Annotated in this window: 25 protein-coding genes; 14 read left to right on the top strand and 11 right to left on the bottom strand. The window is 59.7% G+C overall.

The window, feature by feature from the left end:
• Window positions 1-29: 29 nt before the first annotated feature.
• Genes otnI through ltnD form a run of 4 tightly spaced genes read right to left on the bottom strand, consistent with a single transcriptional unit; the run spans window position 30 to window position 3,612 of the window.
• Complete coding sequence (gene otnI, locus ACJ8HH_RS03145) at window positions 30-806, bottom strand: 2-oxo-tetronate isomerase (RefSeq protein WP_049233524.1); 777 nt, start codon at window positions 804-806, stop codon at window positions 30-32.
• A gap of 3 nt (window positions 807-809) precedes the next feature.
• Window positions 810-1,442 carry a 3-oxo-tetronate 4-phosphate decarboxylase gene (gene otnC / locus ACJ8HH_RS03150; RefSeq protein ID WP_033637668.1) on the bottom strand — a complete coding sequence of 211 codons (633 nt, stop codon included), beginning with the start codon at window positions 1,440-1,442 and terminating at the stop codon, window positions 810-812.
• A complete protein-coding gene (otnK, locus tag ACJ8HH_RS03155) occupies window positions 1,439-2,698 on the bottom strand; it encodes a 3-oxo-tetronate kinase (RefSeq protein WP_080377019.1) in 1,260 nt (419 codons plus the stop codon). The genes otnC and otnK overlap by 4 nt, the downstream gene beginning before the upstream one ends.
• Entirely contained in the window at window positions 2,698-3,612 is a 915-nt protein-coding gene (gene ltnD / locus ACJ8HH_RS03160; RefSeq protein ID WP_060451419.1) for an L-threonate dehydrogenase, read from the bottom strand. Before ltnD ends, otnK begins: the two co-directional genes overlap by 1 nt.
• A 283-nt stretch (window positions 3,613-3,895) precedes the next feature.
• On the opposite strand from ltnD, the gene ygbI reads away from it, so the two are divergent.
• Window positions 3,896-4,666, top strand: a complete 771-nt coding sequence (gene ygbI / locus ACJ8HH_RS03165; RefSeq protein ID WP_033637671.1) for a DNA-binding transcriptional repressor YgbI — start codon at window positions 3,896-3,898, stop codon at window positions 4,664-4,666.
• Window positions 4,667-4,815: 149 nt separating this feature from the next.
• On the opposite strand, the gene ACJ8HH_RS03170 is transcribed toward ygbI, so the two are convergent.
• The 4 genes from ACJ8HH_RS03170 to ACJ8HH_RS03185 form a co-directional block, all read right to left on the bottom strand.
• Window positions 4,816-5,343: a hypothetical protein gene (locus ACJ8HH_RS03170; protein WP_048321379.1), complete on the bottom strand. Its 528-nt coding sequence runs from the start codon at window positions 5,341-5,343 to the stop codon at window positions 4,816-4,818.
• 122 nt (window positions 5,344-5,465) lie between these two features.
• Complete coding sequence (locus tag ACJ8HH_RS03175) at window positions 5,466-6,233, bottom strand: molybdopterin-dependent oxidoreductase (protein WP_060451420.1); 768 nt, start codon at window positions 6,231-6,233, stop codon at window positions 5,466-5,468.
• Complete coding sequence (locus ACJ8HH_RS03180; protein ID WP_033646856.1) at window positions 6,226-6,831, bottom strand: cytochrome b/b6 domain-containing protein; 606 nt, start codon at window positions 6,829-6,831, stop codon at window positions 6,226-6,228. Before ACJ8HH_RS03180 ends, ACJ8HH_RS03175 begins: the two co-directional genes overlap by 8 nt.
• A 12-nt stretch (window positions 6,832-6,843) precedes the next feature.
• Entirely contained in the window at window positions 6,844-7,470 is a 627-nt protein-coding gene (locus ACJ8HH_RS03185; RefSeq protein ID WP_033637674.1) for a hypothetical protein, read from the bottom strand.
• A 140-nt stretch (window positions 7,471-7,610) separates the two neighbouring features.
• Between ACJ8HH_RS03185 and ACJ8HH_RS03190 the strand changes: the two genes are divergently transcribed.
• The 9 genes from ACJ8HH_RS03190 to ACJ8HH_RS03230 all read left to right on the top strand — a co-directional run bounded on the left by ACJ8HH_RS03190 (window position 7,611) and on the right by ACJ8HH_RS03230 (window position 18,489).
• Complete coding sequence (locus ACJ8HH_RS03190; RefSeq protein ID WP_033637675.1) at window positions 7,611-8,282, top strand: heavy metal response regulator transcription factor; 672 nt, start codon at window positions 7,611-7,613, stop codon at window positions 8,280-8,282.
• A complete protein-coding gene (locus ACJ8HH_RS03195) occupies window positions 8,279-9,700 on the top strand; it encodes a heavy metal sensor histidine kinase (RefSeq protein WP_033646854.1) in 1,422 nt (473 codons plus the stop codon). The genes ACJ8HH_RS03190 and ACJ8HH_RS03195 overlap by 4 nt, the downstream gene beginning before the upstream one ends.
• 516 nt (window positions 9,701-10,216) lie before the next feature.
• Complete coding sequence (locus tag ACJ8HH_RS03200; RefSeq protein WP_033646852.1) at window positions 10,217-11,056, top strand: winged helix-turn-helix domain-containing protein; 840 nt, start codon at window positions 10,217-10,219, stop codon at window positions 11,054-11,056.
• A 168-nt stretch (window positions 11,057-11,224) separates the two neighbouring features.
• Complete coding sequence (locus ACJ8HH_RS03205; RefSeq protein WP_033646850.1) at window positions 11,225-11,854, top strand: helix-turn-helix transcriptional regulator; 630 nt, start codon at window positions 11,225-11,227, stop codon at window positions 11,852-11,854.
• Window positions 11,855-12,283: 429 nt separating this feature from the next.
• Window positions 12,284-12,871, top strand: a complete 588-nt coding sequence (ecpA, locus tag ACJ8HH_RS03210) for a common pilus major fimbrillin subunit EcpA (RefSeq protein WP_033646847.1) — start codon at window positions 12,284-12,286, stop codon at window positions 12,869-12,871.
• A gap of 77 nt (window positions 12,872-12,948) precedes the next feature.
• Window positions 12,949-13,617, top strand: a complete 669-nt coding sequence (locus ACJ8HH_RS03215; protein ID WP_033646845.1) for a hypothetical protein — start codon at window positions 12,949-12,951, stop codon at window positions 13,615-13,617.
• A gap of 17 nt (window positions 13,618-13,634) precedes the next feature.
• Window positions 13,635-16,187: a fimbrial biogenesis outer membrane usher protein gene (locus ACJ8HH_RS03220; protein WP_048322049.1), complete on the top strand. Its 2,553-nt coding sequence runs from the start codon at window positions 13,635-13,637 to the stop codon at window positions 16,185-16,187.
• Entirely contained in the window at window positions 16,177-17,811 is a 1,635-nt protein-coding gene (gene ecpD, locus ACJ8HH_RS03225; RefSeq protein ID WP_048321380.1) for a fimbrial adhesin EcpD, read from the top strand. The genes ACJ8HH_RS03220 and ecpD overlap by 11 nt, the downstream gene beginning before the upstream one ends.
• Window positions 17,812-17,829: 18 nt before the next feature.
• On the top strand, window positions 17,830-18,489 hold the full coding sequence (locus tag ACJ8HH_RS03230; RefSeq protein ID WP_049233507.1) for a fimbria/pilus periplasmic chaperone: 660 nt from the start codon (window positions 17,830-17,832) through the stop codon (window positions 18,487-18,489).
• Here the strand turns inward: ACJ8HH_RS03230 and ACJ8HH_RS03235 are convergent.
• Both ACJ8HH_RS03235 and ACJ8HH_RS03240 read right to left on the bottom strand, forming a co-directional pair.
• On the bottom strand, window positions 18,486-19,952 hold the full coding sequence (locus ACJ8HH_RS03235; protein ID WP_033646836.1) for a sensor histidine kinase: 1,467 nt from the start codon (window positions 19,950-19,952) through the stop codon (window positions 18,486-18,488). The two genes, ACJ8HH_RS03230 and ACJ8HH_RS03235, sit on opposite strands and share 4 nt — an antisense overlap.
• 3 nt (window positions 19,953-19,955) lie before the next feature.
• Window positions 19,956-20,669 carry a response regulator transcription factor gene (locus ACJ8HH_RS03240; protein WP_041034140.1) on the bottom strand — a complete coding sequence of 238 codons (714 nt, stop codon included), beginning with the start codon at window positions 20,667-20,669 and terminating at the stop codon, window positions 19,956-19,958.
• 150 nt (window positions 20,670-20,819) lie between these two features.
• On the opposite strand from ACJ8HH_RS03240, the gene ACJ8HH_RS03245 reads away from it, so the two are divergent.
• The 4 genes from ACJ8HH_RS03245 to ACJ8HH_RS03260 all read left to right on the top strand — a co-directional run bounded on the left by ACJ8HH_RS03245 (window position 20,820) and on the right by ACJ8HH_RS03260 (window position 23,104).
• Entirely contained in the window at window positions 20,820-21,431 is a 612-nt protein-coding gene (locus tag ACJ8HH_RS03245; protein WP_041034142.1) for a cytochrome b/b6 domain-containing protein, read from the top strand.
• A gap of 10 nt (window positions 21,432-21,441) precedes the next feature.
• Window positions 21,442-22,218: a molybdopterin-dependent oxidoreductase gene (locus tag ACJ8HH_RS03250; RefSeq protein WP_039566870.1), complete on the top strand. Its 777-nt coding sequence runs from the start codon at window positions 21,442-21,444 to the stop codon at window positions 22,216-22,218.
• Between the two features lie 59 nt (window positions 22,219-22,277).
• On the top strand, window positions 22,278-22,568 hold the full coding sequence (locus ACJ8HH_RS03255; RefSeq protein WP_039566869.1) for a pentapeptide MXKDX repeat protein: 291 nt from the start codon (window positions 22,278-22,280) through the stop codon (window positions 22,566-22,568).
• Window positions 22,569-22,633: 65 nt separating this feature from the next.
• A complete protein-coding gene (locus ACJ8HH_RS03260) occupies window positions 22,634-23,104 on the top strand; it encodes a YkgB family protein (RefSeq protein WP_033637683.1) in 471 nt (156 codons plus the stop codon).
• A gap of 44 nt (window positions 23,105-23,148) precedes the next feature.
• Here the strand turns inward: ACJ8HH_RS03260 and ACJ8HH_RS03265 are convergent, their stop codons facing one another.
• Complete coding sequence (locus ACJ8HH_RS03265) at window positions 23,149-25,188, bottom strand: choline transporter (protein ID WP_033653535.1); 2,040 nt, start codon at window positions 25,186-25,188, stop codon at window positions 23,149-23,151.
• Window positions 25,189-25,330: the final 142 nt, after the last annotated feature.

Consider the following 25,330-nt stretch of genomic DNA (forward strand, 5'->3'; position numbering starts at 1 on the left):
AAATCGATTTCCTGGTGTCGGCGGCGGCGTTAGCGGTAAGGTTTCAGCCAGCCGAGCCCAGCGGCGGTGTCGCCGCGCGGCCGGTATTCGCAACCTACCCAGCCCTGATAACCGAGCGCATCCAGCCTGTCGAACAGCCACGGGTAATTCAGTTCGCCGTCATCCGGCTCATGGCGATCCGGCACCGAGGCTATCTGGATATGCGCGTAGCGCCCGGCCAGCGTTTCCAGCAACCCGCTGATATTGCCATCTACTAACTGCGCGTGGAAAAAGTCGAACTGAATGAACACGTTCGGTCTCTCGATAGCCGCTACCGCCTCCGCCGCCTGATGTTGACTGGCGAACAGGTAGTCGGGTTTGACCGGTGGGCTGAGCGCTTCGATCAGCACCTTGACGCCGTGCGGGGCGAAGGCGTCGGCGGCATAGCGCGCATTGGCGATAAAGGTGTCGAGATAACGCTGCCGGTCCGCGCCCGCGGGCACCACGCCGGCCATCAGGTGCACGCAGGGGCAGGCGAGGGCGATGGCGTAGGCCAGCGCGCGATCGATATCGGCGCGCGCATCCTGCTCGCGGCCCGGCAGCGCCGCCAGCCCCCATTCGCCGGCGGCGACATCGCCGGGCGCGGTGTTGAACAGCACCTGTTGCAGGCCGTGTTCGCGCAGTTTTTCCGCCAACAGCTCGGCGGGATGCTCGTAAGGGAACAGGAACTCCACCGCGTTGAAGCCTTGTTCGGCAGCGGCGGCGAAGCGCTCGAGGAACGGCACTTCGTTAAACATCATCGATAAATTGGCGGCAAATTTAGGCATGGGTCAGCTCCGTAATTCGGCAATTTCATCATCGGTCAAATAGCGGATCGGACGATCGCCAAGGGTGAAGATCAGCCGCGCCGCATCTTCCATCTCTTCGGTATTGTCCGCCGCCGCTCGCAGGTCTTTACCCGTCACCACCGGCCCGTGGTTGGCCAGCAAAAAGGCGCGGTGGGTGGGCGCCAGGCGGGCCAGATCCTGCGCCAGCCTTTCGTCGCCGGGGCGATAGTAGGGCACCACCGGCACCTTGCCGACGCGCATCACCACATAGGGGGTGAACGGTTTGATGGCGTTGTCGACGTCCAGCCCCTGCAGGCAAGAGAGCGCCGTGAGATAGGTGCAATGCAGGTGCACCACCGCTTTGCATTCCGGGTTGTTCAGATACAGCGCGCGGTGAAAGCTGATCTCTTTCGACGGCTTGTCGCCGGACAGCCAGTCGCCGTTCAGGCTCACTTTAGACAGGCGGTCGGCCTGCAGCTCGCCGAGACAGGAGCCGGTCGGCGTCGCCAGCAGCGCGCCGTCCGGCAGCAACAGCGAGAGGTTGCCGGCTGAGCCGGTGGCGTAACCGCGTTGGAAAAACGAGGCACCTAGGCGCACCATCTCTTCTCGTGCCTGCTGTTCGATGGTCGTGGTCATACTGGAAACTCCGTTTGCGCGCGCGCGAAGAAGGCTTCATCGCCAAAATTGCCTGATTTCAATGCCAGGGAAATGGCCCGATCGCTGGCGCGCACCCAGGGAACGCCGGGGGAAATGCTGGGGCCGATATGGAAGCCGCGAATGCCCAGCGCCTGCGTGACCACGCCGGAGGTTTCGCCGCCGGCGACGATAAAGCGGCTGAATCCCAACTGGCGCAGTTGCACTACCAGCTCGGCGAACAACGCCTCCACCGCCTCGCTGGCGGCGCTACCGTACTGCCGTTGCGTTTGCTGCAGCGCTTCCGGCGCTGCGGTGGCGTAGATCAGCGGGGCAAGCGCCTCCCCGGCGTGACGCTGCGCCCAATGCGCCAGCTCGGCGGCGTAGGCGGCGCGCGCCTGCGGATCGAGACAGCGGCCGATATCGATGGCCTGCGCCGCCGCGCGTTCGCGGTAGTGCGCCACCTGCCGGTTAGTCATGACGGAGCAAGAACCGGACAGCACCGCCGCTTTCTCGCCCTGCGGCGCGCCGGCCGCCTCTGCCGAACGCTCGCCGTTCTGCGCCCACTGCCGCGCCAGGCCGATCGCCAGGCCCGAACCGCCGGTCACCAGCTTCATCGTTTTCAACGCTTCGCCCTGGCTGAGCAGATGCCGTTCGTTGAGCGTATCCAGCACCGCGTAGCGCACGCCTTCCTGCGCCAATTGCCGCAGTTTCTCGCTGACCGCCCCGGCGCCGCGATCCATTTCCGCCGCCGTCACCAGCCCGCAGCGCCCGGTGGCCTGGGATTCCATCAGGCGCAGCAGGTTGCTGTCGGTCATCGGCGTGACCGGGTGATGACGCATGCCGGATTCGGACAGCAGCTGTTCCCCGACGAACAGGTGGCCCTGATAGACCGTGCGGCCGTTTATCGGCAACGCCGGAGATACCACAGTGAAACTTTCCCCCAGCGCGGCGAGCAGGGCGTCGGTCACCGGGCCGATATTGCCCTGCGCGGTGCTGTCGAAAGTGGAGCAGTATTTGAAGTAGAACTGGCGGCAGCCCTGTTTTTGCAGCCAGGCCAGCGCCTGCAACGACAGTTCGACCGCCTGCTCTGCCGGGCAGGAGCGCGATTTCAGGCTGATGACCGCCGCCTGCGCGCTGACCGGCGTTTCGTCTTGCGGCACGCCGTTCAACTGCACCGTCGGCAGGCCGTTTTGCACCAGAAAACTGGCGATATCGGTCGCGCCGGTAAAATCATCCGCGATTACGCCGATCAGCATCAGATTGCCTCCTTTTTCTGCGGCAAATCGATGCCGGCAAAGATTTTGATTACCGCACTGTCGTCTTCTTTACCGTAACCGGCGTTGCTGGCGGCGGTAAACATGGTGAAGGCGGTGGAGGCCAGCGGCAGCGGGAAGTGCAGCGCCTTGGCGGTATCGGCCACCAGCCCCAGGTCCTTGACGAAGATATCCACCGCCGATTTGGGTGCATAGTCGCCGTCGACCACGTGGCGCATGCGATTTTCGAACATCCAGGAGTTGCCGGCGGCGTGGGTGACCACGTCGTACATCACGTCCAGCGGGATGCCGGCGCGGGCGGCCAGCGCCATGGCTTCCGCTCCGGCGGCGATGTGCACCCCGGCCAACAGCTGGTGGATGATTTTAACCGTCGCGCCCAGGCCGATCGCCTCGCCGATGCGGTAAACCTTGCCGGCGATGGCGTCCAGCACGGGTTGCAGGCGCTCGAAGGTGGCGTCGGCGCCGGCGGCCATCACCGTCATCTGGCCTTCCTCCGCCTTGGCCGCTCCGCCGGAAACCGGCGCATCCAGCATCGGCAGCCCGTAGTCCAGCAGACGTTGCTCGATCTGTTTGGCGTCATCGGCGGAAATGGTCGAAGAGACCATCACCGCGGTGCCCGGCTTGAGCTTTGGCGCCAGGCCTTGTTCGCCGAACAGGATCTGCTTCACCTGGGCGGCGTTCACCACCAGCAGCAGCACGGCGTCCAGTTCGGCGGCGAAGTCGCGCGCGCTGGTAGACGCGTGTTTTGCGCCGGCCTGTTGCAGCGCCGCCAGCGCCTGCGGATTCAGGTCCGCCCCGTAGGTGGTCAATCCGGCGCGGAGGCACGAGCGCGCCGCGCCCATGCCCATCGCGCCCAGCCCAATGACGCAGACGGCATATTTCCCTGGGTGTGTCATACTGCACTCCTGTTAATTTTAGTGATAATTTGTTTTGTTGTGTTAAATGTAAGCGCTTGACGGCCGTTTATCCGCGATCGATATCACAATAATTAACAATGCGTGAGACGAATTCTTCGTACGGTTTCTGGCCTGCATCAACATTATTGTTATGTTTTTAAATAAGTTTATGTTTTTCTGGCGTCACTGCGCGCGCCGTCACGCCGCGAAAAATTAGGGCTATCGGCGAACGAAAATTGACGTAAAATCACAATTATTATCACCGCAGCAACGAGAGGGAACCGTGATACCTGTAGAACGCCATCAACAAATTCTTGCGCTGGTATCCGAACGCGGCGTCGTCAGCATTGCCGAGCTGACCGAACGGCTGGGGGTGTCGCATATGACGATCCGCCGCGATTTGCAAAAGCTGGAGGAACAGGGCGCGGTGCAGTCGGTCTCGGGCGGCGTGCAGGCACCCGAGCGGGTGGCGAGCGAACCTTCGCACCAGGCCAAAGAGGGGATGTTCAGCCGGCAGAAAATCGCCATCGGCCGGCTGGCGGCGCGGCAAATTCCCGCCAATAGCTGTATTTATCTGGATGCCGGCACCACCACGCTGGCGCTGGCGAAGCAGATCGGTGAACGTGACGATTTGACGGTGGTGACCAACGACTTTGTCATCGCCGGCTTCCTGATCGAACACAGCCAGTGCAGAATCATCCACACAGGCGGCACCGTGTGCCGGGAAAACCGCTCCTGCGTCGGCGAAGCGGCGGCGCAGGCGCTGCGCGGTCTGTTTATCGATCTGGCGTTTATCTCCGCCTCTTCGTGGAGCATGCGCGGCCTGTCGACGCCGAACGAAGACAAGGTGATGGTAAAGAAGGCCATCGTCGAGGCCAGCCGCCGCTGCATTCTGCTCAGCGACACCTCGAAATACGGCAAGATCGCGACCTACCTGGCGCTGCCGATCGCCGCCTTTGACGCCGTCATTACCGACGAGGGGCTGCCCGCCGCCGCGCGGGAGGCAATCGAGCAAGCTGGGCTTGCGTTGCTGACGGCAGGGGAAGAAGAGTAAGAACGAACCGGAGTCAGGATGAAAGTTCGGTATCGATGCCACATGCGGGCGGTTCACTTGCTTCAACGCCGCCGCGTTCACGCCATTCGCGGCGCCTTTGTTCCCACCACTCTTCGTGGAAGGCTTGCATCTCTTTCAGGCGTTGTTCCTTAACGTGCTGCTGGTAAGTATGGGGTGTTATGGGGGTTATGCGGGATTTCGATGACATAGAGGCCGTCCTTTATAAACTCTATTTTGTATGAATAATGCCCTTTTTCAGCGTGTTTTTTCAACAGGAAATCATAAATTTTAGCTAATGCTGGCCTTAACGGTGCACTGAAGATGATCCTGGCATGATACTGATAAGCAAACTTGAGAAGGGTTTCCCCGATGCCAACGACGAATAAACGTTCGCGTTGGAGAAGGGTGTAATGCATTGCGGTATAGGTATCGAAAGCTGAGCGCTGGTGCTTGCTTGCGTCGCTCAGCGCCTTAACATCATAAAACTCCAGAGAGAAAGCATTATCGAGGAGAGTAGTGTCCACATACACTGGGGCAAACCAATGGTGCATGTTTTGCCCAATTTTCTTGAAATCCAAATGATAGATGGCCGTTTTACCATCACTTTTTCTTACAGTAATCTGATACCTGTATGTGTCTGCTATCCCTGTGTGTGACTCCCTCACATCAATCTCCATGATGAAATCCTTTTTACTATTATTTTTCCTATAGTTATCCCCTTTGTGACGAACCGATTATTAACTGCGGCGGAGAAGACCCTCCAGCCGCCGATGGAGCTTATGCGCAGCACCGCGCAAAACTAAATGCCGCTGAACCAGTTGTAGCCCTGATCTTCCCAATAGCCGCCCGGATTGACGTCGCTGACGAAGATGGCGGCGATATGTTTGGCGTTTTTGAACCCCAGCTTGGTGGGCACCCGCAGCCGCAGCGGGTAGCCATAGTCCGCCGGCAGCGCCTTGCCGCCGAAATCCAGCGCCAGAATGGTCTGCGGGTGCAGCGCGGTGGCCATGTCGAGGCTGGAGTAGTAGCGATCGGCGCATTTGAAGCCGACGTAACCGGCATTCAGATCCGCCCCGACGTGCTGCAGAAAGGTGCGCAGCGGCACGCCGCCCCATTGGCCGATGGCGCTCCAGCCCTCAATGCAGATCAGACGCGTGATCTGGCTTTGCTGCGGCAGCCGTTGCAGCTGTTCCAGCGTCCAGGGCGCTTTTTTCTCCACTTTCCCCGTGACCTCAAGCCGGTAGCCGGCCAGATCGATCTCGGGGACGTTGTATTCCGGGTAAAACGCGTTGAAGGGGAAAGGCTGGGTAATCTGATCGGGCCGGTAAGTTTGCGCCAGCCGCTGGCCGCTGAACAGCCAGGCCTGCACCCGGTCGTTCCAGCGCGACATGGCCCACAGCACCTTATCCACCCGATCGCCGTCTTGCAGGTTGCAACCGGTGAGCATGGCGATGCCGCCCAGCGTCAGGCCGGAGCGCAGCATCAGGCGGCGCTGCAGATTGACCAGCTGCTTTTTTTGGTCCGGTTCCAGTTTTGGCGCGGTTGCCCGCGGCTTTTTCTCATTCATGTTTGCCACCCGTTATCATCGCCCACAGCGTTTTGGGCACGACGATCACCATAAAGACGTGGATCGCCACGAACAGGCCGATGCCGACCATGGCGAAGAAATGCACGTAGCGCGCGAAATCGAAGCCACCAAACAGGGCGACCAATCCCTGCAGCTGAACCGGCTTCCAAATCGCCAGGCCGGACAGCACCAGCAATAGGCCCAGCGCCAGCACGCCGAGATACATCAGCTTCTGAATGGCGTTGTAGTGGCCATGCCGGTGGCGCAGGCGCAGCGTCAACGCCAGCCAGATATCCTGCCGCAGCGCGCCGACGCGAAGCGGCAACAGATCGCGGCGAAAATGGCCGCTGAACAGGCTCCACAGCAGATAGCAGGTGGCGTTGAGCGCCAATAGCCACATCACCGCCAAATGCCAACCAATCGCGCCGCCCAGCCAACCGCCCAGCGTCATCTGCGGCGGAAAGCGGAAATCGAACAGAGGCGAGGCGTTATAGATCTCCCAGCCGCTCATAAACATGCACACCATGGCGAACAGGTTGATCCAATGAGTGATTCGAACCGGCCAGCGATGCACCGGCCGCGACGCGTTGGGTTTCATGGCTTTCTCCGGTTACATCGGCGGCACGGTGCCGTCTTTGCCGGCGGATATGCGGGTGGCGACGCGCTCGCCCTTATCGTTGGCGGCGGAGAACAGCACGATGTGCACGCCCGGTTTCAGCAGGCTCAAATCGCCCGGATCCAGCGTCACGATTGGCACGTCTTCCGGCACGACGACGGTTTTCTGCTGGTTGCCGTAGGTGACGGTCAGGGTGCGGCCGTTGGATTTCACCAGTTTGCCGACGGTGCCGTTGGTCATGGTGTCTACTTTGCCGTCAGCGGATTCCCAGGCCGAGTGCCCTTCGCCGGTGCCGCGCAGGCTGGCGGCGAACACGTGCACCTCCAGCGCTTTGAGCGTGCCGTCCGGCTGCGGCACGGCGGCGGTGCCGATAAAGCTGTCCGGTTTGATGTCGTCCAGCGTGGCCTTGGAAACGCTGAGCACTTTGGTCTGATCGTTCAGCTTGACGCTGAGCGTCTCACCCTTGCGATCGGTCAGCTGCAGATTGCCGTCGGCCACCTGGCTGATGGTGCCGCGCAGCGGCGCGATAACCTTGCCCGGCGTTTGAGCGGCGGCGGCCAGGCCGCTGGACAGCAGCAAGGTGGACAACAGTAAACCGGCTATACGATGACGGGTAATCATAACGTTCTCCTGAAATGAGTTTGCCGGGTAAGCATGGTTGAGCCATTGGGTCAGCGCCATGGCCGTTTGATGACATTAATGTCATCAAGTTTGTCCGCCGAAGCTGCTAGTATTTTTGCAGACGTAACGAGGTGGTGAGCATGCGAATACTGGTAGTTGAAGACGATATCGGCACAGGGGATTACCTGAAGAAAGGGCTGAGCGAGGCGGGGTACGGCGTCGATTTGGCGCGCACCGGCACCGACGGGTTGTTTCGCGCGTTGGAGCAAGACTACGATGCGATCGTGCTCGACGTGATGCTGCCGGGGCTGGACGGTTGGCAGATCATCGAGGTGCTGCGCAAGAAAAGCGACGTGCCGATTCTGTTTCTCACCGCTCGCGACGGCGTGCAGGATCGCATCCACGGTCTGGAGCTGGGCGCGGACGATTATCTGATTAAACCGTTTTCGTTCACCGAACTGGTGCTGCGTTTACGCACCTTGCTGCGCCGTGGGCCGGCGCGCGAAGCCGATCATTACGCCATCGCCGATCTGCAGCTGGACGTGCTGCGCCGCCGGGCGGTGCGTCAGGAACAGGTGATCCCGTTGACCAACAAGGAGTTCATGCTGCTGCACCTGCTGGTGCGGCGCGAGGGCGAAGTGCTGTCGCGCACGCAGATCGCCTCTCAGGTGTGGGACATGAATTTTGACAGCGACACCAATGTGGTTGACGTGGCGATCAAACGCCTGCGCGCCAAAATAGACCGGCCGTTCGACGTCAAGCTGATCCACAGCGTGCGCGGCATCGGCTATGTCTGCGAGCCACGCTCGTGAACGGGCGCACTTCACGTCGGCCGGTGTCGCTGACGCTGCGCACCGCCACGCTGTTCGCGCTGGTGGCCGCTTTGGTGGTGAGCGGGACGGGCGGGTATCTGTATAGCGCCATGCGCCAGGAAATGACGCTGCGCAGCGATCTGCAGGTGACCGGGCGCGTAGAGTATTTCCGCCATTTGCTGGGACAGCGCTTTCCTTTGGCGCGCCTGACCGCCAATAACGGCCTGTTTGAAAACATGCTGGGCAATGAACAGGACGTGCTGATTTTCCAAATTCCGGGGCAAAAACCGCTCATCAACGTGAACCCGGCCGGGGTGGCATTGCCGCCGATCGCGCCGACGCCGGCCGGCCAGGCGCAGACGTTGGCCGCCGTGCGCGGCGGGGAAACGGCGCAGGGGGTGCCGCTGCGCGCGGCGTCGGCGATGGTGCGCCTGGAAGACGGCAGCCTGTTGCAGATCTCCGCCGCGCATGTGATGGTCAACGAGCAGAAGATGCTGGCGCGTTACCTGTGGCGCATCGTCGCGGCGGTGGCGGTGGCTTTCCTGCTGATTGCGCTGCTGGGGTATGGGGTTATGCGCCGGGGATTGAAGCCGTTATGGCGCATGGCGGCGCAGGCGTCGCAGATTGCGCCCAATACGCTGTCGACGCGCCTCAGCGAGCAGGGAGCGCCGAAGGAATTGCAGCAGTTGACCCGTTCGTTCAATGCGATGCTCGATCGGTTGAATGAAGGCTATCAGCGCCTGACGCAGTTTTCCGCCGATCTGGCCCATGAGATCCGCACCCCGATAGGGGCGCTGATGGGCCAGTGCCAGGTGGCGCTTTACCAGCCCCGCAGCGTGGAGGAGTACGAAACCCTGCTGTCGAACAATATGGATGAGCTGGAGCGCATTTCCCGCATGGTGGAAAACATCCTGTTTCTGGCGCGCGCCGGGGAGGCGCAGTCTGCGCTGAACTACGGCCGTCTGGATGTGGCGCTGGAACTGCGGCGGGTGGCGGATTACTTCGAAGGGCTGGCGGAAGAACGCGGCATCGCGCTGAGCTGCGAAGGGGAAGGCGAGTTGAAGGCGGACGCGATGTTGTTCCAGCGGGCGCTGAGCAACCTGGTGGCCAACGCGGTGCGCTATGCCGATGAAAACAGCCTGATCGCGTTGCGGGCTGAATGGCGCGCCGATGCCTGGTGGGTGCAGGTTATCAATCAGGGGCCGCCGATCGCGCCGGCACAGCTGGAAAAATTGTTCGATCGTTTCTACCGCGCCGATCCCGCGCGCAGCGCCGGCAATCATGCCAGTGGGCTGGGGCTGTCTATCGTGCGCGCCATCATGACGCTGCACGGCGGTGAGGTGCGCGCGCAGTGTTCCGCTGGCCAGGATGCTGCTTGCTTGACCTTTAGCCTGATATTCCCTTCATCAGTTCAATGAACTGCGCGAATGTTTTCGCCTGTTGCGAATAATGCGACAGGCGTCATTCGTAAGCTTTTCCTTTCATTATTATTTCCCCAGCGCCTTGGCTGAACCTAAATTTTAACATTTGCGTCGCGGCAAGCGCGTTAATTCATCAGGCTAATGCGTATGCCGGCTATATGTGATTGCGCTCAACATTCACGTGTTATTATTTTTTTATTAAAATTTAGTTCTGCGGCTATTTTTTGAGATGATTTTCCTTAAAGTTGATAATTTGCGATATAAAAAACTAACTTTTTGGTTTTTATCGCGTCAATATATCAATGGGCGTGGTGATTGGTTAACCTTTGGTTATGGTTTGCAAGAAAAATCCTATATAACGGTGGTGAGGTGAAAAAGCGTATTTCGTGGCGTTGATTGCGTGGTTTTTCTTGCCTGCATTTGGGTGTTTTTGCGAATTAACCCGATTTAATATTTCATTAACATTTGACGCCAAACTATAAATTATCGCTATAGTGAAAACATGTGAATAAAATGAAATATAGATTTAATGACCATATTCTCTTTGACGCAGACACCAGAACCCTTAGCCCAACTGATTTTTCTGACGATCCCATATCCATATCCAGTCCTTCCAAGCGGTTGTTGCTGCTGCTGATTGCCCACCATGGCGAGGCCGTGGGGCGTGAATTGATATTCAAGAAGGTCTGGGACGATTACGGCATGGTTTCCAGCAATAATAATCTTAATCAGTGCGTCAGCAAATTACGCCGGGTGATTAAAAATCTGGGCGTCGAAGAAGAGGTTATTGTCACTGTCCCTAAAGTGGGTTTTATGCTGCGTGATGAGATTACCATCGAGTCTTATGAGGAAGCGGAAGATAGACACGATGCAGAACCCGCCGCCTCTTTGCCGGAGCCTGCGCCCGAAGCGGCGATAAACCCGCCATCCGCAACCGTCATCAACCGGGCCACCTCTTTTTTCGGTGATTCCCGCCGCGGCTGGCTGATGATCTGTGCATTGGTTCTGGGGGGCATCCTCATGGCCATTGCTGTCACCGCCTATTTCAGCGGCTCGGAGGCCCGGCAGGAGAGCTACCTGGGAAAGTCCGGCAATTGTAAGGTTTTCATGTCCTTGCCTGCCGCCTCGGCGTCGGTCAACGCCAGCCTGAATCGGGACATTCTGGCTTACGCCGCTCACCAAACGGGAGAATGCAGCGGCGATGAGTTTTTGCTGGTGGTGCGCAGCAATCAGGTCAGGGCTTACATTTCCGGCATTTCCCGCTTATTCCTGCTGCGCTGCAAGATTTTGCGTGAACATAAAATGGAGATCTGTTCCGGTTTGGAAAGCGACAATGCCGAGTTTATTAATTGACCATCGATAGCCGTCGGCCCAACGCGATTGAAAGGACGGTGGATATGACAAAAATATTACAGCATTGAAATTGAACGTTTGCTTTTCATTTGGCAGGGTGCCGTGTGGCGTCTATCGAGAGGTATTTCCCTTTCTCTACCGCTTTCTACCTCATTATGGTGATTATGTATGGTTAAAGCCGATTTCGGTGATGCGCTGCTATTTTTTGAACCCAGCTATTTAGTGAGAACAGGAATGGAAGCATTTCTCGTTACCCGATCAAGTGACAGGTATTTTATCGATGCCTTGAGCGAGCTGGAGGGAGCATTGAAAGGAGGGAAGCCGCGCGCGCTTATTATGGAGTTATATCATCAGAACGAATATTTGTATGATGTATTGCGGTTCGTTCTGACGGCAAAAAATGTCTGGCCGGAAATTCCCTTGGTGATTTTCACCGCGGTAGAACACCCCGGTATATTAGCGCTGTTAGCGACGGATGCGCGCATAGCTATAGTGGCAAAGGAGGAGCCTTTGCATTGCCTGCGTGATGCCATTGCGGCTGCGGGGGAGTTCTCCGGCTATCGTTCCCCGCATATTCGTGCCCGGTTGGCCCATTCGCCTGTCGCATTATCTGACGGTGAATGGCGAGTTTTGGCCATGATGGCTGCCGGCGCATCTCCACGAAGCATTGCCAACCTGACCCGGCGAAGTTACAAAACCATCAGCTCCCATAAACTGAATATTATGCGAAAACTGAGCCTCAATCAGGCCGGTTTTATGCGGCTTATTCTTACCCTGAGAACCCGCTATCCTTCCTGAAATGTGGCAAGAGTCACCTCTTCTCTGCAGCAGTCGATCTTCATTGGCTGCTGCTCTCCTGAGTTAATCCAATCAATCTTCTCTCCGCAACGAACGAATGACGCGGGCTGAAATTCTGTACGGACATGGCAAGGATAAACAGGGTTGCTTTGTGGTTAAACAACAACCGCTTTGATGGGGTTAAACCACAATATGATTGTGCTTTCATCAAAGGCTTAATCCGTGTTTTAACGTGATTGTCGGGGGCCGCAATCTTAATTGCGGCATTTAAATCTAAATATTTGAACTTTAATAGTTAATGATTCTTTTTTGAACGGCTGGGGATATTCTTGTGGCGTCAAGCAGACTGGCTAAACGCAGTGATGCAAACGGCTGGCTGAGAATGGACGAAAGAAAGAAAACATATTCAACATTGAAGGGAGTTATACCATGAAGAAAATGACACTGGCTCTGGCGATCGTTTCCGCCTTTGCAGCGGTCAGCACTGCTCAAGCCGCCGACGTTACCGCTCAGGCGTTGGCAACCTGGTCTGCGACCGCCAAGAAAGACACCACCAGCAAACTGGTTGTGACGCCGATTGGCAGCCTGACCTTCAACTATGCAGAAGGCATTAAGGGTTTCAACAGTCAGAAAGGCCTGTTTGACGTCACCGTGGAAGGCGATACCACGGCCACCGCTTTCAAACTGACCTCAAAACTGGTCTCCAATACGCTGACTCAGCTGGATACTTCCGGTTCTACGCTGGAAGTCGGGGTGAACTACAACGGTGCTGCGGTAGAGAAAACGGCTGAAACCACCATGATCGACACCACCGCCGGCATTTTGGGCGGCAATCTGAGCGCCCTGTCCAACGCCTATAACCAGGCCGGCCGCACCAGCGCGCAGGATCAATTCACCTTCAGCATCATCGGCGCGACGTCAAACGGCACCACCGCCGTTACGGATTTCAGCACGTTGCCGGAAGGTATCTGGAGCGGCGACGTCAGCGTCGAGTTCAACGCGACCTGGACTTCCTAATCCCCCGAACGATCTGCACCTGGCAGGGGGGAGACCTCCTGCTATTTATCGCTCATCAACGCCAGTGGAATACCGCAATGACACGCTTTTCTCTCGCCGTCACCCTGATGTTAATGCTGCTGCGGCCGGCTTTGGCTCTCGATGTGGGTGAGATCAGCTCCTTCATGCCTGGCGACAGCGCGCGCCTGAGCAAGGAAATCAAAAACACCACCGACAGCGGCCGGCTGGTGAACATCAAGATCGAACGCATTTCCAGCCCCCTGGCCTCCGGTACGGCGATCCCGATGAGCAGCCGGGATGAAATGCTGCTGTCGCCCGCCAGCCTGATCTTGCCGGCCAACGCCAGCGACGTGATCCGCTTTTACTACAAGGGACCGAACGATGCTCAGGAGCGCTACTACCGCATCGTTTGGTTCGATCAGGCGCTGAGCGAGGCGGGGCAAAACTCGGATCGGCGTAATGCCGTGGCCACCACGTCGGCGCGCATCGGCACCATTTTGGTGGTGGCGCCTCGGCAGGATCGCTTCGCCTATCAGTTCGCCAACGGACGGATCAAAAACACCGGCAACGCCACGTTCAAAGTGGTGGCCTACGGCAATTGTAGGAACAAGCAAGACGGCAGCGACTGCAAGGAGAACTATTTCGTGATGCCGGGCAAGGATCGCGCCTTCAGCAAGGTTGACGTCAACGACAAAAAAGGGCGCGTCGCGCTGTGGCACGGCGAACAGTTTATCCCGGTGAAGTAATGCGCGCGTTATCCACGATGGATGCAAAACAATCACGCAAGGAGTGGCATGTGAACGCTGTGCTGTTGAAAACGCTTTTGGCTGCCGGTGCGCTGGCGCTGCCGACGCTGTTGCCTGGCCGTATGGCGATGGCGGCCGGTTTGACGCAGATTAACGGCGTGCTGATCCCGCAAACCTTCAGCCTGGCGTTGCGCGAGGGGATGAGTATTCCGCTGTTGTTGCATTATGAAAAGAGCGATGGCGTCAAAGACGACAGCCGCATCGGCCATGCCTTTCTCTACCTGGATCAGGACAGGCTAACGATTCGTCGGGTGACGCTGGAGGATAACGACGACGGCGCCCGGCTGACGGCGGCGATAGCCGGCCAGCTGCAGGCTTTGCAGGATGCGCCATTCGATCGGCAGCAGCATATCCGGATCGCGGACGACGCTTGGCTGGCGCTGGATTTCCGGCAGCTCAACCTGCAGCTGGTGGTGAAGGAATCCGCGCTCGGAACGGTGCTGCGCGCCCGCTCCAGCGACATCGGCGCGTCCAGCGTGGATGCCGTAAGCAGCACGCTGGATTATAACCTCGGAGTCTACGATAACCGGGCCCGCGCCAGCGAAGGCAATACCTCCAGTTATTTATCGCTCAACAGCGTTACCGCATTGCGTGAACACCACGTGGAGTTGAACGGTTCCATCTACGGTATCGGCAGCGGCGATGAAAACGCCACGCTGTACAAAGCGATGTACGAGCGTGATTTCGCCGGCCGCCGTTTCGCCGCCGGCATGCTGGACAGCTGGAATCTGCAGTCGCTGGGGCCGGTCACCACCATCAACTCGAGCAAGATTTATGGTCTGTCCTACGGCAACCGCGCCAACTCGACGGTATTCGATAATTCCCAATCGCTGACGCCGATCGTGGTTTTTTTCCCCTCGGCCGGCGAGGTGCATTTGTCGCGCGATGGGCGGCTGCTCAGCGTGCAAAACTTCACGATGGGCAACCATGAAGTGGACACCGGCAGCCTGCCCTACGGCATTTATGACGTCGAGGTGGAGATCGTGGTCAACGGCAAAGTGGTGGATAAACGCATGCAGCGAGTGAATAAACTGTTCAGCCCCAATCGCGGCGCCAATGCGCCGCTGGCCTGGCAATTTTGGGGCGGGATGCTGCGCATGGACGACTGGCGCGGCGAGCGAGAGCGCCACCGCCCGGCAAAGGACTCTTATTTGCTTGGCGCTTCGGCTACCGGCAATCTGCACACGCTGAATTGGGCGCTGTCGGGGTATTCGTTTGACGGCAACGCCGTCGGCGAGAGCCGTGTCAGCCTGCCGGTGACCGAGTCGATTCAGATCAACCTGCAAAACATGGCGGCCTCCGATCGCTCCTGGAGCCTGGTCAATAGCGTCAGCGCCGCGTTGCCCGGCGGCTTCAGCAGCGTATGGATCAATCAGGAGAAAACGCAGATTGGCGATCGTCTGTTGCAAAATGACGCCTATAACCGCGCCGTTGGCGGCAGCCTTAATCTGGGGGCGCTGTGGTCTCCGCTGGGCACCCTGAGCGCCAGCTACAACGACGATAAGAAGAACGACAGTCACTATTACAACGCCGACTATTACCAGAACATCTTTACCGGCCGCTTCGGCACGCTGGGCGTGCGGGCGGGCGTGCAACGCTACAACAACGGCAGCAGCAGCGCCAATACCGGCAAGTACATCGCGCTCGATTTTTCGCTGCCGATGGGCAACTGGCTCAGCGCCGGCGTTTCCAACCAGAACGGCTACACCACCGCCAACCTGGCGGCGCGCAAGGACATCAAGGACGGGCCGATCCGCACCCTGGGCGCCAACCTGTCGCGGGCGATTTCCGGTGATACCCGCGGCGACAACCGTTTCAACGGTGGTGGCTATGCGCGCTTCGACACCAAGTATTCTGCCGGCACGCTCAACGTCAGCAGCTCCGCCGACGGCTATGTTAACAGCAGCCTGACCGCGAGCGGCAGCATGGGCTGGCAAGGGCGTGATATTGCCATCAGCGGCCGCAACGAAGGCAACGCCGGGATTATCTTCAATACCGGCATTGAAAACGACGGCCTGCTGACCGCACGGGTTGACGGCCGGATGGTGAAGCTGAGCGGCAATAAGAATTACCTGCCTTTGTCGCCTTACGGTCAGTACGACGTTGAGCTGATGAACAACAAAAACTCGGCGGAGAGCTTCGACATCGTCACCAAGCGCAAGAGCAGGCTCACCCTGTATCCGGGCAACGTGGCGGTGATCTCGCCGGAGATAAAACAGATGGTGACGGTGTTCGGCCGCATCAAGGCGGAGGACGGCACGCTGCTGGCCAACGCCTATATCAAGAATCATATCGGCCGCACCCGCACCGATGAGAAAGGCGAATTTATCATGGACGTCGACAAGAAATTCCCGGTTATCGATTTTACCCACAGCGGCAATCAGACATGCGAAGTGGATTTGGATCTCAGCAAGGCGCAAGGCGCGGTGTGGGTCGGCGACGTGATCTGCACCGGGCTGAAAACCTATGCGGGCAATCTGTCATCCGGGGAGTCTGACCATGAGAGCTAACGTTGCGCTGTTGTTGTTGGCGCTGGTCGCCCCCGCGCTGCAGGCGGCGGTCAGCCAGACCAACTGGCCGGATGCGGCGGTAATGAAATTTGTCTTCGTGGAGAACAACGCCGACGACAACTTTTTCGTTACGCCGGCCGGCGGGCTGGATCCGCGCATGACCGGCGCCAACAAGTGGACCGGGCTGAAATACGGCGGTTCCGGCACTATCTATCAGCAGAGCCTGGGGTACGTGGACAATGGTTACAACACGGGGCTGAATGCCAACTGGCGCTATGACATGTGGCTGGAAAATGCGCCGATAAAGAATCCGTTCCTCGGCTTGCGTTGCATCAACTGGTATGCCGGTTGCAATATGGATACCAGCTTGATTCTGCCGCAGACCACCGACGAAAAGGGATTTTACGGCGCCGTGGTCACGCCCGGCGGCGCAAAATGGATGCACGGCATGATGTCGCCGAGCTTCTATCAGTATCTGAAGCAGATGGCGGCGGGTGACGCTTTCAGCATGCAGATCAACGGTTGCCAAACGTCGGTGGCTTACGACGCCGCGGCCGGCGGCCGCTGCCAGGATCAGGCCAGCGGCAGCTGGTACAAGCGCACCGTCACGCACAGCAAGGCGGCGCACCTGCGCTTTATCAATACCAACGCCGTATCGGAGGTGTTCGTCAACAGCGATGGGGTGCCGATCATCGGCGAGGGCAATGCCGATTGCAAGAACCAGACTATCGGCGCCCGCTCGGGCATCATGTGCAAGATGGTCAGCTATGATTTGCAGACCGACGGCAGCGTCAGCAATACCTCGATTCATGTTTTCCCGGCGATTAACCATGCGGCGCTGTCATCCGCGGTGAACGCCGCCGACCTGCAGTTCAGTCTGAACGGCAACACCTGGAAAAACACGTCGGGCACCGGCAGCTACTATACCTTTAACGAACTGAAGAGCAGCAATGCCGTCTATGTGTTCTTCTCCAGTAACTTCTTCAAACAGATGGTTGCGCTGGGGATTTCCGACAGCGGCACCCGCGATCTGATCAATTTCCGTTTTCAGAACACCACCTCGCCGGAGTCGGGATGGTATGAGTTTTCCACCTCAAACCAGCTGATTATCAAGCCGCGCGATTTCAGCATCAGCATTATTTCCGATGATTACGACAACAGCCCTCATCGTGAAGGTTATGTCGGCCCGACGGAGCCGGCGCTGGAGTTCGGCTACCTGGTGACTACCAGCGGCAAAACCGCCGCCGATCAGGTGAGGGTGATGGCGACCGGGCCGACTCGGGCGATCAACGGGGTGAACTATTGCCTCTTTTCTTCCGCGGATAACAGTACCCAGGTGCCGTTTCCCGCCACCCTCGGCATCACCACCAGCACCAACGGCCAGCAGAGCTTCGCCGCCGGCTGCGATGGCCAGTGGCACGACATGACCAATGCGCTCTGGAGCAGCACCCCGTGGAATGATATTTCCGGCGAAGTGGGGGTGCTGAACAAGACCCGCGTGACCTTTAGTATTCCGATGAATAATCCGATCTCGCTGAGAACCGTCGACGGCAACGGTTGGTACGGCGACGTCAGCGCCGCCGGTGAAATTCATGTCGAAGCCACCTGGCGCAACATCAATTGAGGGCAGAGCGTGAAACTTATGCTGATAGGGTTGCTGTGTTTGTCCTTCCCCTTTACCGCCGCTGCAATCAATGTCGGCACCCTGACGTTTGCCATGGATCAGGATCGCTCATTCACCGCCAAGCGGGTGTTGAATAACAACCGCAGCGCGCGCCTGTATCAGGTGAGCATTCGCGCCATCGATCGGCCGGGAGAGCGCGAGGTGCGCAGCCGGCCGGCGGATGGCGAACTGCTGTTCGCGCCGCGCCAGCTGACTCTGCAGGCCGGGCAGGCGGAGTACTACAAGTTTTTCTACCGCGGGCCGCAGGATAATCGCGAGCGTTATTACCGGGTGTCATTTCGCGAAGTGCCGACCCGATTGTTCGAGCCGGGGCCGCGTCGGGGCGCCGGGGTCAACCTGGAGCCGATCGTGGTGATGGACACCATTCTGGTGGTGCGCCCGCGTCAGGTAAACTTTGCCTATCGGCTCGATACCCAGCGCGGTACGCTCACCAACACCGGCAACACCTACTTCAAGTTCCTGCTCAAGCCGGGCTGCAACAGCACGGATGAAGAGGGCGTCACCGAATACCTGCGCCCCGGCGATACGCTGACCCATGCCGGTATTCGGCTGAAGGGGCAGAAATTCATTATCTATAACGACAAATTTATCAGCGTCGATCGCAGCTGCCTCGATTAACGTGGCGGAATGGCAAACCGGAAACAGGCACCGCTTTGCGCTTGTTCGATCAGCTGAATATCGCTGTCGTGCAGCTGCAAAATGCGCCGCACGATCATCAACCCCAGCCCGCCGGAAGGGCGCCGGGCGCCGCTCAGGACAGACGGGCGCACGAACAGATCGGCGCGCAGCGTCTGCGGAATACCGGGGCCGCTGTCGCTGACCTGCACCATCACCCGATCGTCCTGCCGCCACAGCCGCACGCCGATGTCGCCGCCGGGCGGCGTATGGCGAATGGCGTTGTCCAACAGGTTGGTCAGCACCCGCTCAATCATGCTGAGATCGGCGAACACCGGCGGAATGCCGGGGGCGATGTCGGCGTGCAGCCGCTGGTTGCGCGCCTCCGCCGCCAGCTCGAACTTTTGGAACACGTCCTGCAACAGCTCGCTGAGGGAGAAGGGCTCTTTCTGCGGTTTCACCACGCCATACTCCAGCCGCGCCAGCTCGAACAGCTCCTGCGCCAGCTTGCCCACCTTGCGGCTCTGCGCCAGCGCGATCTCCAGGTAGCGCTGCCGATCGGCTTCGCTCAGGGTGGCGGCTTTGACCGACAGCGTCTCCAGATAGCCGTGCAGCGAGGTGAGCGGGGTGCGCAGATCGTGCGAGACGTTGGCGATGAACTCGCGCCGCAGCCGATCCTGCTGCGCCAGCGTTTGCCACTGTTCGGCAAGGCGCTGCGCCATGCGGTGGAAGGCCTGCTGCAGCTGGCTGACTTCGTCGCGCCCGGCCCTGACCGCCGGCAGCGATGCGTAGGCCTGCACCGCCTCGATGCCGCCGCTGTCCAGCGCGCTGACCTGCCGGGTCAGGCGACGGATAGGGCGCGTCACCCAATAAAACGCCAAACCGCCGGCCAGCAGGCTGAACAGCACCATCAGCCCGGAGGTCCACAGCGCCATCCTGACCGCCGAGTTGAACTGGGCGTTGCTGGCCAGCGCCGTGTACTCTTCGCCGAGCAGCACCACGTACAGATAGCCTTCGATCCGGCCATCAACCTTTAGCGGCGCGACGCTGAACACCTTGCGCCCGTCCGCGCTGCGCGGATCGTCGCCATACACCGGCATCGGCGCGCCACCGAGCAGCGCCTGCAGCGGCGGCAGCGCGACCCGCTGCCGCTTCAGATGCCCGGCCGGCGCGGCGTTGCCGATAATCGTGCCCTGTTTGTCGAGCAGGTAAACCTCAACGCTGGGATTCACCGCCATCAGCTGATCGAACAGGGTATGCACCGCCTGCGGATCCGGCCCGTTCACCCCCAGCAGCGGGTTGCTGTCGGCAATATGCTGCGCCAGGTTGCCGGACAGGCGCTGGATCACTGCCTGGCTATATTGGGTGCTGCTGCGCACCTGCATCCAGCCGGAAAAGGCGCAGCCGATGACGATCAGCAGCGCGAAGATCAGCGTGAGGCGTTGCGCTAACGTAAGGTTTTTCATGGCTCACTCTTGCGGCGCGGCCGCGAATTTATAGCCCATGCCCCACACCGTGAGGATGCGCTCGGGTTCCGCCGGGTTGCGCTCTATCTTGATGCGCAGCCGGTTGATATGGGTGTTGACGGTGTGCTCATACCCCTCGTGCTGATAGCCCCAGACCTGATTCAACAGGCTCAGGCGCGAGAACACCTGGCCCGGGTGGCGGGCGAAAAAGTACAGCAGGTCGAATTCGCGCGGCGTCAGCTCGACCGGCTGCTGGTGCAGGTGCACTTCGCGGGCGATGGGATCGATGGTCAGATCGTTGAAACTGAGCACGCCGGCGTCCATGCGCAGGTTGCGGCTCATCGCTTCCTGGCGGCGGAACAGCGCCTTGACCCGTGCCACCAGCTCCAGCATGGAGAAGGGCTTGGCCAGATAGTCGTCGGCGCCCAGTTCCAGCCCCAGCACGCGGTGTACCTCGCTGGAGCGCGCGCTGATGATGATGATCGGCGTGTAGCGCGTCATGGTGCGCGCCCGGCGGCAAATTTCCAATCCGTCCACGCCCGGCAGCATCAGATCGAGGATGAGGGCGTCCCAGCCGCCCTGTTCCAGCATCGCCATGCCCCGGTTGCCGTCGGCGGCGTGGCTGATGGCGTAACCCTCGTCGCGCAGATGCAGCTGCAGCAGTTCGGCGATGTCGCCGTCGTCCTCGACGATCAAAATTCGTTTTGGCTTGTCCATTCTCATTACCGCTGATTGCCCGTTTCTCTCCGAAGTCTACACAACCCCCACCGGCGGAGTTATCACATTTTATTTAACTTTGTGTGAGGTCTTGGGGAACAAATCCGGGGAATACTCGGCTCATCGCCTCATTGGTCGCCAGGAGTTCGCATGAACCTCACTCTCACCCCGGAACAACGACAGACGGTGCATCCGCTGTGGCTGCGGTTGACGCACTGGCTGAATGCGCTGGCGATGCTGATCATGGTGACCAGCGGCTGGCGCATCTACAACGCCTCGCCGCTGTTCAACTTCAGCTTTCTCAATGAGCTGACGCTCGGCGGCTGGCTGGGCGGCGCGCTGCAGTGGCACTTCGCCGGCATGTGGCTGTTCGGCGTCAACGGGCTGTGCTACCTGCTGATCAACCTGGCCAGCGGGCGTTTCAAACGCAAATATTGGCCGCTCAGCCCACGGCAGTTTCTCGCCGATATAGGCGCCGCGCTGCGCGGCAGGCTGCAACACGCCGACCTGCGCCACTACAACATGGTGCAGCGCGTGGCCTATCTGTCGGTGATGATCCTCGGCGTGATGAGCGCGCTGTCCGGGCTGGTGCTGTGGAAATCGGTGCAGTTTCCGCTGCTGCGCACGCTGCTCGGCGGCTATGAGGCGGCGCGCTATATCCACTTTTTCGCCATGTCGGCGCTGGTGGCCTTCGTCGCGATTCACCTGGTGATGGTGGCGCTGGTGCCGCGCACGCTGCTGGCCATGCTGCGCGGACGCTAAGGAGTGAATAATGGAAAAGGATAAACAGATCATGACGATCGATGAAGGGCAGGCGATCGTCAAAGAAGCGCAGCGGCTGTTGAGCGCGTCATCCCGCCGCCGCTTTCTGCGCAATGGCCTGACGCTGGGCGGCATCGCCATGCTCACCGGCTGCGATCTCAGCGACAACGCCAACGTCGAACAGGCACTTAGCCGCATGTCGCGCTTCAACGATCGGGTGCAGGGCTGGCTGTTCGACGGCGAGCGCCTGGCGCCGGTCTACCCGGAATCGATGATCACCCGGCCGTTTCCGTTCAACGCTTTCTACGCCGAGGAGGACGCGCCGGACATCAACGGCGACGACTACCGGCTGGAGGTGGCGGGACTGGTGCAGGACAAACGCGCCTGGAGCCTGCCGCAGCTGCACCGGATGGCGCAGGTCAGCCAGGTGACGCGCCATATCTGTGTCGAGGGCTGGAGCGCCATCGGCAAGTGGGGCGGCGTGCCGTTCGCGACCTTTCTCAAGGTGATTGGCGCGGATCTGAGCGCCCGCTACGTCAGCTTCAAATGCGCCGACGACTACTACACCAGCATCGACATGGCCACCGCGCTGCATCCGCAGACGATTATCGCGCTGACTTATGACGGCCAGATCTTGCCGCGCAAGTACGGCTACCCGATGAAGCTGCGCATGCCGACCAAGCTGGGTTACAAGAACCCAAAACACATTCAGGTGATCGAGGTCACCAACCGCTTCCCGGGCGGTTACTGGGAAGACCAGGGCTACAACTGGTTTGGCGGCAGCTGAGGCGGCCGCCGGCCATTCTCCGGCACTCCGGTGCCTTTGACATGACGGAAGGAAATACCATGAAAAAGTTATTCGCAATGATGATGTGCAGCGCGCTGATGCTGGGCGTAGCCGGCGCCAACGCCGCTGATGGCATGAGCAAAGACGCGATGGAAAAGGACGGCATGAGCCAGATGTCGCACGACGGCATGGCGAAAGATGGGATGAAGAAAGAGTGCATGGGCAAGGAGTGCATGAAGAAAGACAAGATGGGCAAAGACGCCATGAAAAAGGATGGCATGGCGAAAGACGGTATGGCCAAAGACGGCATGAAGAAAGACGAAATGAAGAAGGACGCGATGGGGCACTAAGCCGCCGCACTCCGCGGCCGCCAGCGGGCGATCCGCGGTGGCCGTGGGCAACATAAGGAGAGAGGATGATGCTGGCGACATGGCTGCGGCGCTTTCAGCGCTCGAACGGGGACGTTATCTTTATGCGCGCGGCGCTGGTGGTGATCTTCGCCGCCTTCGGCTACGCCAAATGGTTTGATTACGAGGCGCAGGGGCTGGTGCCGCTGATCGGCAACAGCCCGCTGCTGAGCTGGATGCATCAGGCGTTCGGCATCCGCGGCGCCAGCTATGCGCTGGGCGTCGCTGAGTGGAGCTTCGGTTTGCTGCTGCTGGCGGGATTCTGGTCGCGGCGGCTGGGGTTGCTGGGGGCGATCGGTTCGACGGTGACCTACCTGACCACGCTGACGCTGATATTTTCCACGCCGGGTGCCTGGGAGCCTTCCGCCGGCGGTTTTCCGGCCATGGCCGGCGCCACCAGCTTTTTGATCAAGGATCTGGTGTTGCTGGCCGGTTCCCTGGTGCTGCTGAAAGCCGATTTGCCGGCCGAGCAGGCATAAAAAAGGGCGTAGCCTGGCTACGCCCTCTGGTTATTGATCGACCGTCACATATCCGGGAAGGTCAGGGTGCCCCCCGGCGCTTCGCGATGAATGTGCAGGAAGTTCAGGTGCTTCTCGTACTGGTCGAGGATATCGCCAATCACCTGTTCCTTGCTGTAGTCCATCAGGTCGTTGCCCTGGGTGCCTTCCATCAGGAAGGTTTCCAGCCGGTAGTAGTGCGACTTGCCGGAGCGGGCGCGGTAGGTGAAGCCCGGCACCGAGTAGCGCATCGGCCAGATCTGATAGATGAAGTTCTGTTCCTCGCCCAGGTGCACCAGCAGCTCCAGGTGGTTCAGGCGCTCGTCTTCGGTCGGCGGCACTTCACTGAACTCCACTTTCGCGCCGCGCAGCTCCAGCTCGCGCGCCACGTCCTGCATTGCCGGGCGGCAGACTTTATCCAACATTTTCTGCGTGTACTGGGTGCCCGGGTAGTTCATCACCCGCGACAGGCGCTGTTTCCAGTTGAGCACGTCGTGGCTGGAGACCGGCACCGGCGCCAGGGTGCTGAGCGCGCTAGCCTTGCGGTAGTCTTCCACCCGCAGCGATTTATACAGCCCGGCCATCACGAAGAAGATCACGAAGCTGAACGGCAGGCCCATGATCACCGTGGTTTTCTGCAGCGCCGGCACGCCATCGGTCATCAGCATGCCGATGGTCAGCAGGCCGATGGCCACCGACCAGAAAATCCGCAGCCAGTTTGGCGCATCATTATTGATGTCGGCCAGGCGCGAGGTGAAGTTGCCCAGCACCAGCGAGCCGGAGTCCGCCGAGGTGACGTAGAACAACAGGCCGGTGATGGTGGCCACCGAGGCGCTGAAGGTGAAGCCGGGGTATTGCGCCAGCAGGCTGTAGAAGCCGCGCTCCGGGAACTGCATCACTTCCTGCGCAAACTCGGCGTTGCCGTGAATGATCTGGTACAGCGCGCTGTTGCCGAAGATTGACAGCCACAGCAGGGTGAACACGAACGGAATGATCAGCGTGCCGACCACGAACTGGCGAATGGTGCGCCCGCGCGAGATGCGCGCCAGGAACAGGCCGACGAACGGCGACCACGCCACCCACCAGGCCCAGAAGAACAGCGTCCAGTTGTTCATCCACTCCACCGGCCGATCGAAGGCGAAGCTGTTGAGCGTCATGCCCATAAAGCGGTTGATGTAATCGCCGACGTTGAGCACCAGCGCATTGAGCAGGAACTCGGTGTCGCCGAAGAACAGCACGAACAGGATCAGGCCCAGCGCCAGCAGCACGTTCAGCTCGGACAGGATGCGGATGCCCTTGTTGACGCCCGAGGTGACCGAGATGGTGGCCATGATCACCGACAGCAGGATCAGCGAGCCCTGCACCGTCAGGTTTTCCGGGATCTCGAACAGCACCTTGAGGCCGTAGTTGAGCTGCACCACGCCGATGCCCAGCGTGGTGGCGATGCCGAAGATGGTGCCGAGCACCGCGGCGATGTCCACGCTGTGGCCGATCGGGCCATTGATGCGCTTACCGAAGATCGGGTACAGCGCCGAGCGGATGGTCAGCGGCAGATTGTAGCGATAGCTGAAGTAGCCGAGGGCGATGCCCATCAGCGCATACATCGACCAGCCGGTCAGGCCGTAGTGGAACAGCGTCCAGACCATCGCCTGGCGCGCGGCCTCCAGCGTTTGCGCGTCGCCTTCCGGCGGCATCATGTACTGGGTCACCGGCTCGGCGACCGAGAAGAACATCAGGTCGATGCCGATGCCGGCGGCGAACAGCATCGCCGCCCAGCTCATCAGGCTGAACTCCGGCTTGGACTGCTCCGGCCCGAGCTTGATCGAACCGAAGCGCGAAGCGGCGATAAACACCACGAACACGATGTACAGCGTCGCCGCCAGCAGGTAGTACCAACCGAAGGTGGTCGACACCCAATTCAGCGTGCGGGTGATCCACTGCCCGGAGAAGTCGGTGAAAAAGATGGTCATCAGCGAGAAGGCCAGGATCAGCCCCGCCGAGGTGAAGAAAACCACAGGGTTGAGGCGGTCCTGCTGCGGTTTGGAGGAGGTTTCGCGTGTTGTCATCGTCATCCTCTGAACTGAGTAAAATCGTGCCGCTCCGCATTTCGGGGCGCGTTGGCGCCGCCGGAAAACGGGCGAATGAAGGCGGCGGCCACCCCATCAGGAGGGCCTGAGTAACGCCGCTTTCGCCTGTTAACGAAGCGCC

The organism is Serratia sp. CY32780 (assembly GCF_052169135.1).
Classification (GTDB): domain Bacteria; phylum Pseudomonadota; class Gammaproteobacteria; order Enterobacterales; family Enterobacteriaceae; genus Serratia; species Serratia sarumanii.

Bases quoted from the DNA above. Each gene is read 5' to 3' on its own strand.
- ltnD (WP_060451419.1), bottom strand. From the start codon at position 3,612: ATGACACACCCAGGGAAATATGCCGTCTGCGTCATTGGGCTGGGCGCG.
- ACJ8HH_RS03220 (WP_048322049.1), top strand. From the start codon at position 13,635: ATGGATGCAAAACAATCACGCAAGGAGTGGCATGTGAACGCTGTGCTG.
- ACJ8HH_RS03255 (WP_039566869.1), top strand. From the start codon at position 22,278: ATGAAAAAGTTATTCGCAATGATGATGTGCAGCGCGCTGATGCTGGGC.
- otnI (WP_049233524.1), bottom strand. From the start codon at position 806: ATGCCTAAATTTGCCGCCAATTTATCGATGATGTTTAACGAAGTGCCG.
- ACJ8HH_RS03230 (WP_049233507.1), top strand. From the start codon at position 17,830: ATGCTGATAGGGTTGCTGTGTTTGTCCTTCCCCTTTACCGCCGCTGCA.
- ACJ8HH_RS03175 (WP_060451420.1), bottom strand. From the start codon at position 6,233: ATGAATGAGAAAAAGCCGCGGGCAACCGCGCCAAAACTGGAACCGGAC.
- ACJ8HH_RS03205 (WP_033646850.1), top strand. From the start codon at position 11,225: ATGGTTAAAGCCGATTTCGGTGATGCGCTGCTATTTTTTGAACCCAGC.
- ecpD (WP_048321380.1), top strand. From the start codon at position 16,177: ATGAGAGCTAACGTTGCGCTGTTGTTGTTGGCGCTGGTCGCCCCCGCG.
- ACJ8HH_RS03235 (WP_033646836.1), bottom strand. From the start codon at position 19,952: ATGAAAAACCTTACGTTAGCGCAACGCCTCACGCTGATCTTCGCGCTG.
- ACJ8HH_RS03260 (WP_033637683.1), top strand. From the start codon at position 22,634: ATGATGCTGGCGACATGGCTGCGGCGCTTTCAGCGCTCGAACGGGGAC.
- otnK (WP_080377019.1), bottom strand. From the start codon at position 2,698: ATGCTGATCGGCGTAATCGCGGATGATTTTACCGGCGCGACCGATATC.
- ACJ8HH_RS03180 (WP_033646856.1), bottom strand. From the start codon at position 6,831: ATGAAACCCAACGCGTCGCGGCCGGTGCATCGCTGGCCGGTTCGAATC.
- ACJ8HH_RS03185 (WP_033637674.1), bottom strand. From the start codon at position 7,470: ATGATTACCCGTCATCGTATAGCCGGTTTACTGTTGTCCACCTTGCTG.
- ACJ8HH_RS03265 (WP_033653535.1), bottom strand. From the start codon at position 25,188: ATGACAACACGCGAAACCTCCTCCAAACCGCAGCAGGACCGCCTCAAC.
- ACJ8HH_RS03245 (WP_041034142.1), top strand. From the start codon at position 20,820: ATGAACCTCACTCTCACCCCGGAACAACGACAGACGGTGCATCCGCTG.
- ACJ8HH_RS03240 (WP_041034140.1), bottom strand. From the start codon at position 20,669: ATGGACAAGCCAAAACGAATTTTGATCGTCGAGGACGACGGCGACATC.
- ACJ8HH_RS03190 (WP_033637675.1), top strand. From the start codon at position 7,611: ATGCGAATACTGGTAGTTGAAGACGATATCGGCACAGGGGATTACCTG.
- ecpA (WP_033646847.1), top strand. From the start codon at position 12,284: ATGAAGAAAATGACACTGGCTCTGGCGATCGTTTCCGCCTTTGCAGCG.
- ACJ8HH_RS03200 (WP_033646852.1), top strand. From the start codon at position 10,217: ATGAAATATAGATTTAATGACCATATTCTCTTTGACGCAGACACCAGA.
- ACJ8HH_RS03250 (WP_039566870.1), top strand. From the start codon at position 21,442: ATGGAAAAGGATAAACAGATCATGACGATCGATGAAGGGCAGGCGATC.
- ACJ8HH_RS03170 (WP_048321379.1), bottom strand. From the start codon at position 5,343: ATGGAGATTGATGTGAGGGAGTCACACACAGGGATAGCAGACACATAC.
- otnC (WP_033637668.1), bottom strand. From the start codon at position 1,442: ATGACCACGACCATCGAACAGCAGGCACGAGAAGAGATGGTGCGCCTA.
- ACJ8HH_RS03215 (WP_033646845.1), top strand. From the start codon at position 12,949: ATGACACGCTTTTCTCTCGCCGTCACCCTGATGTTAATGCTGCTGCGG.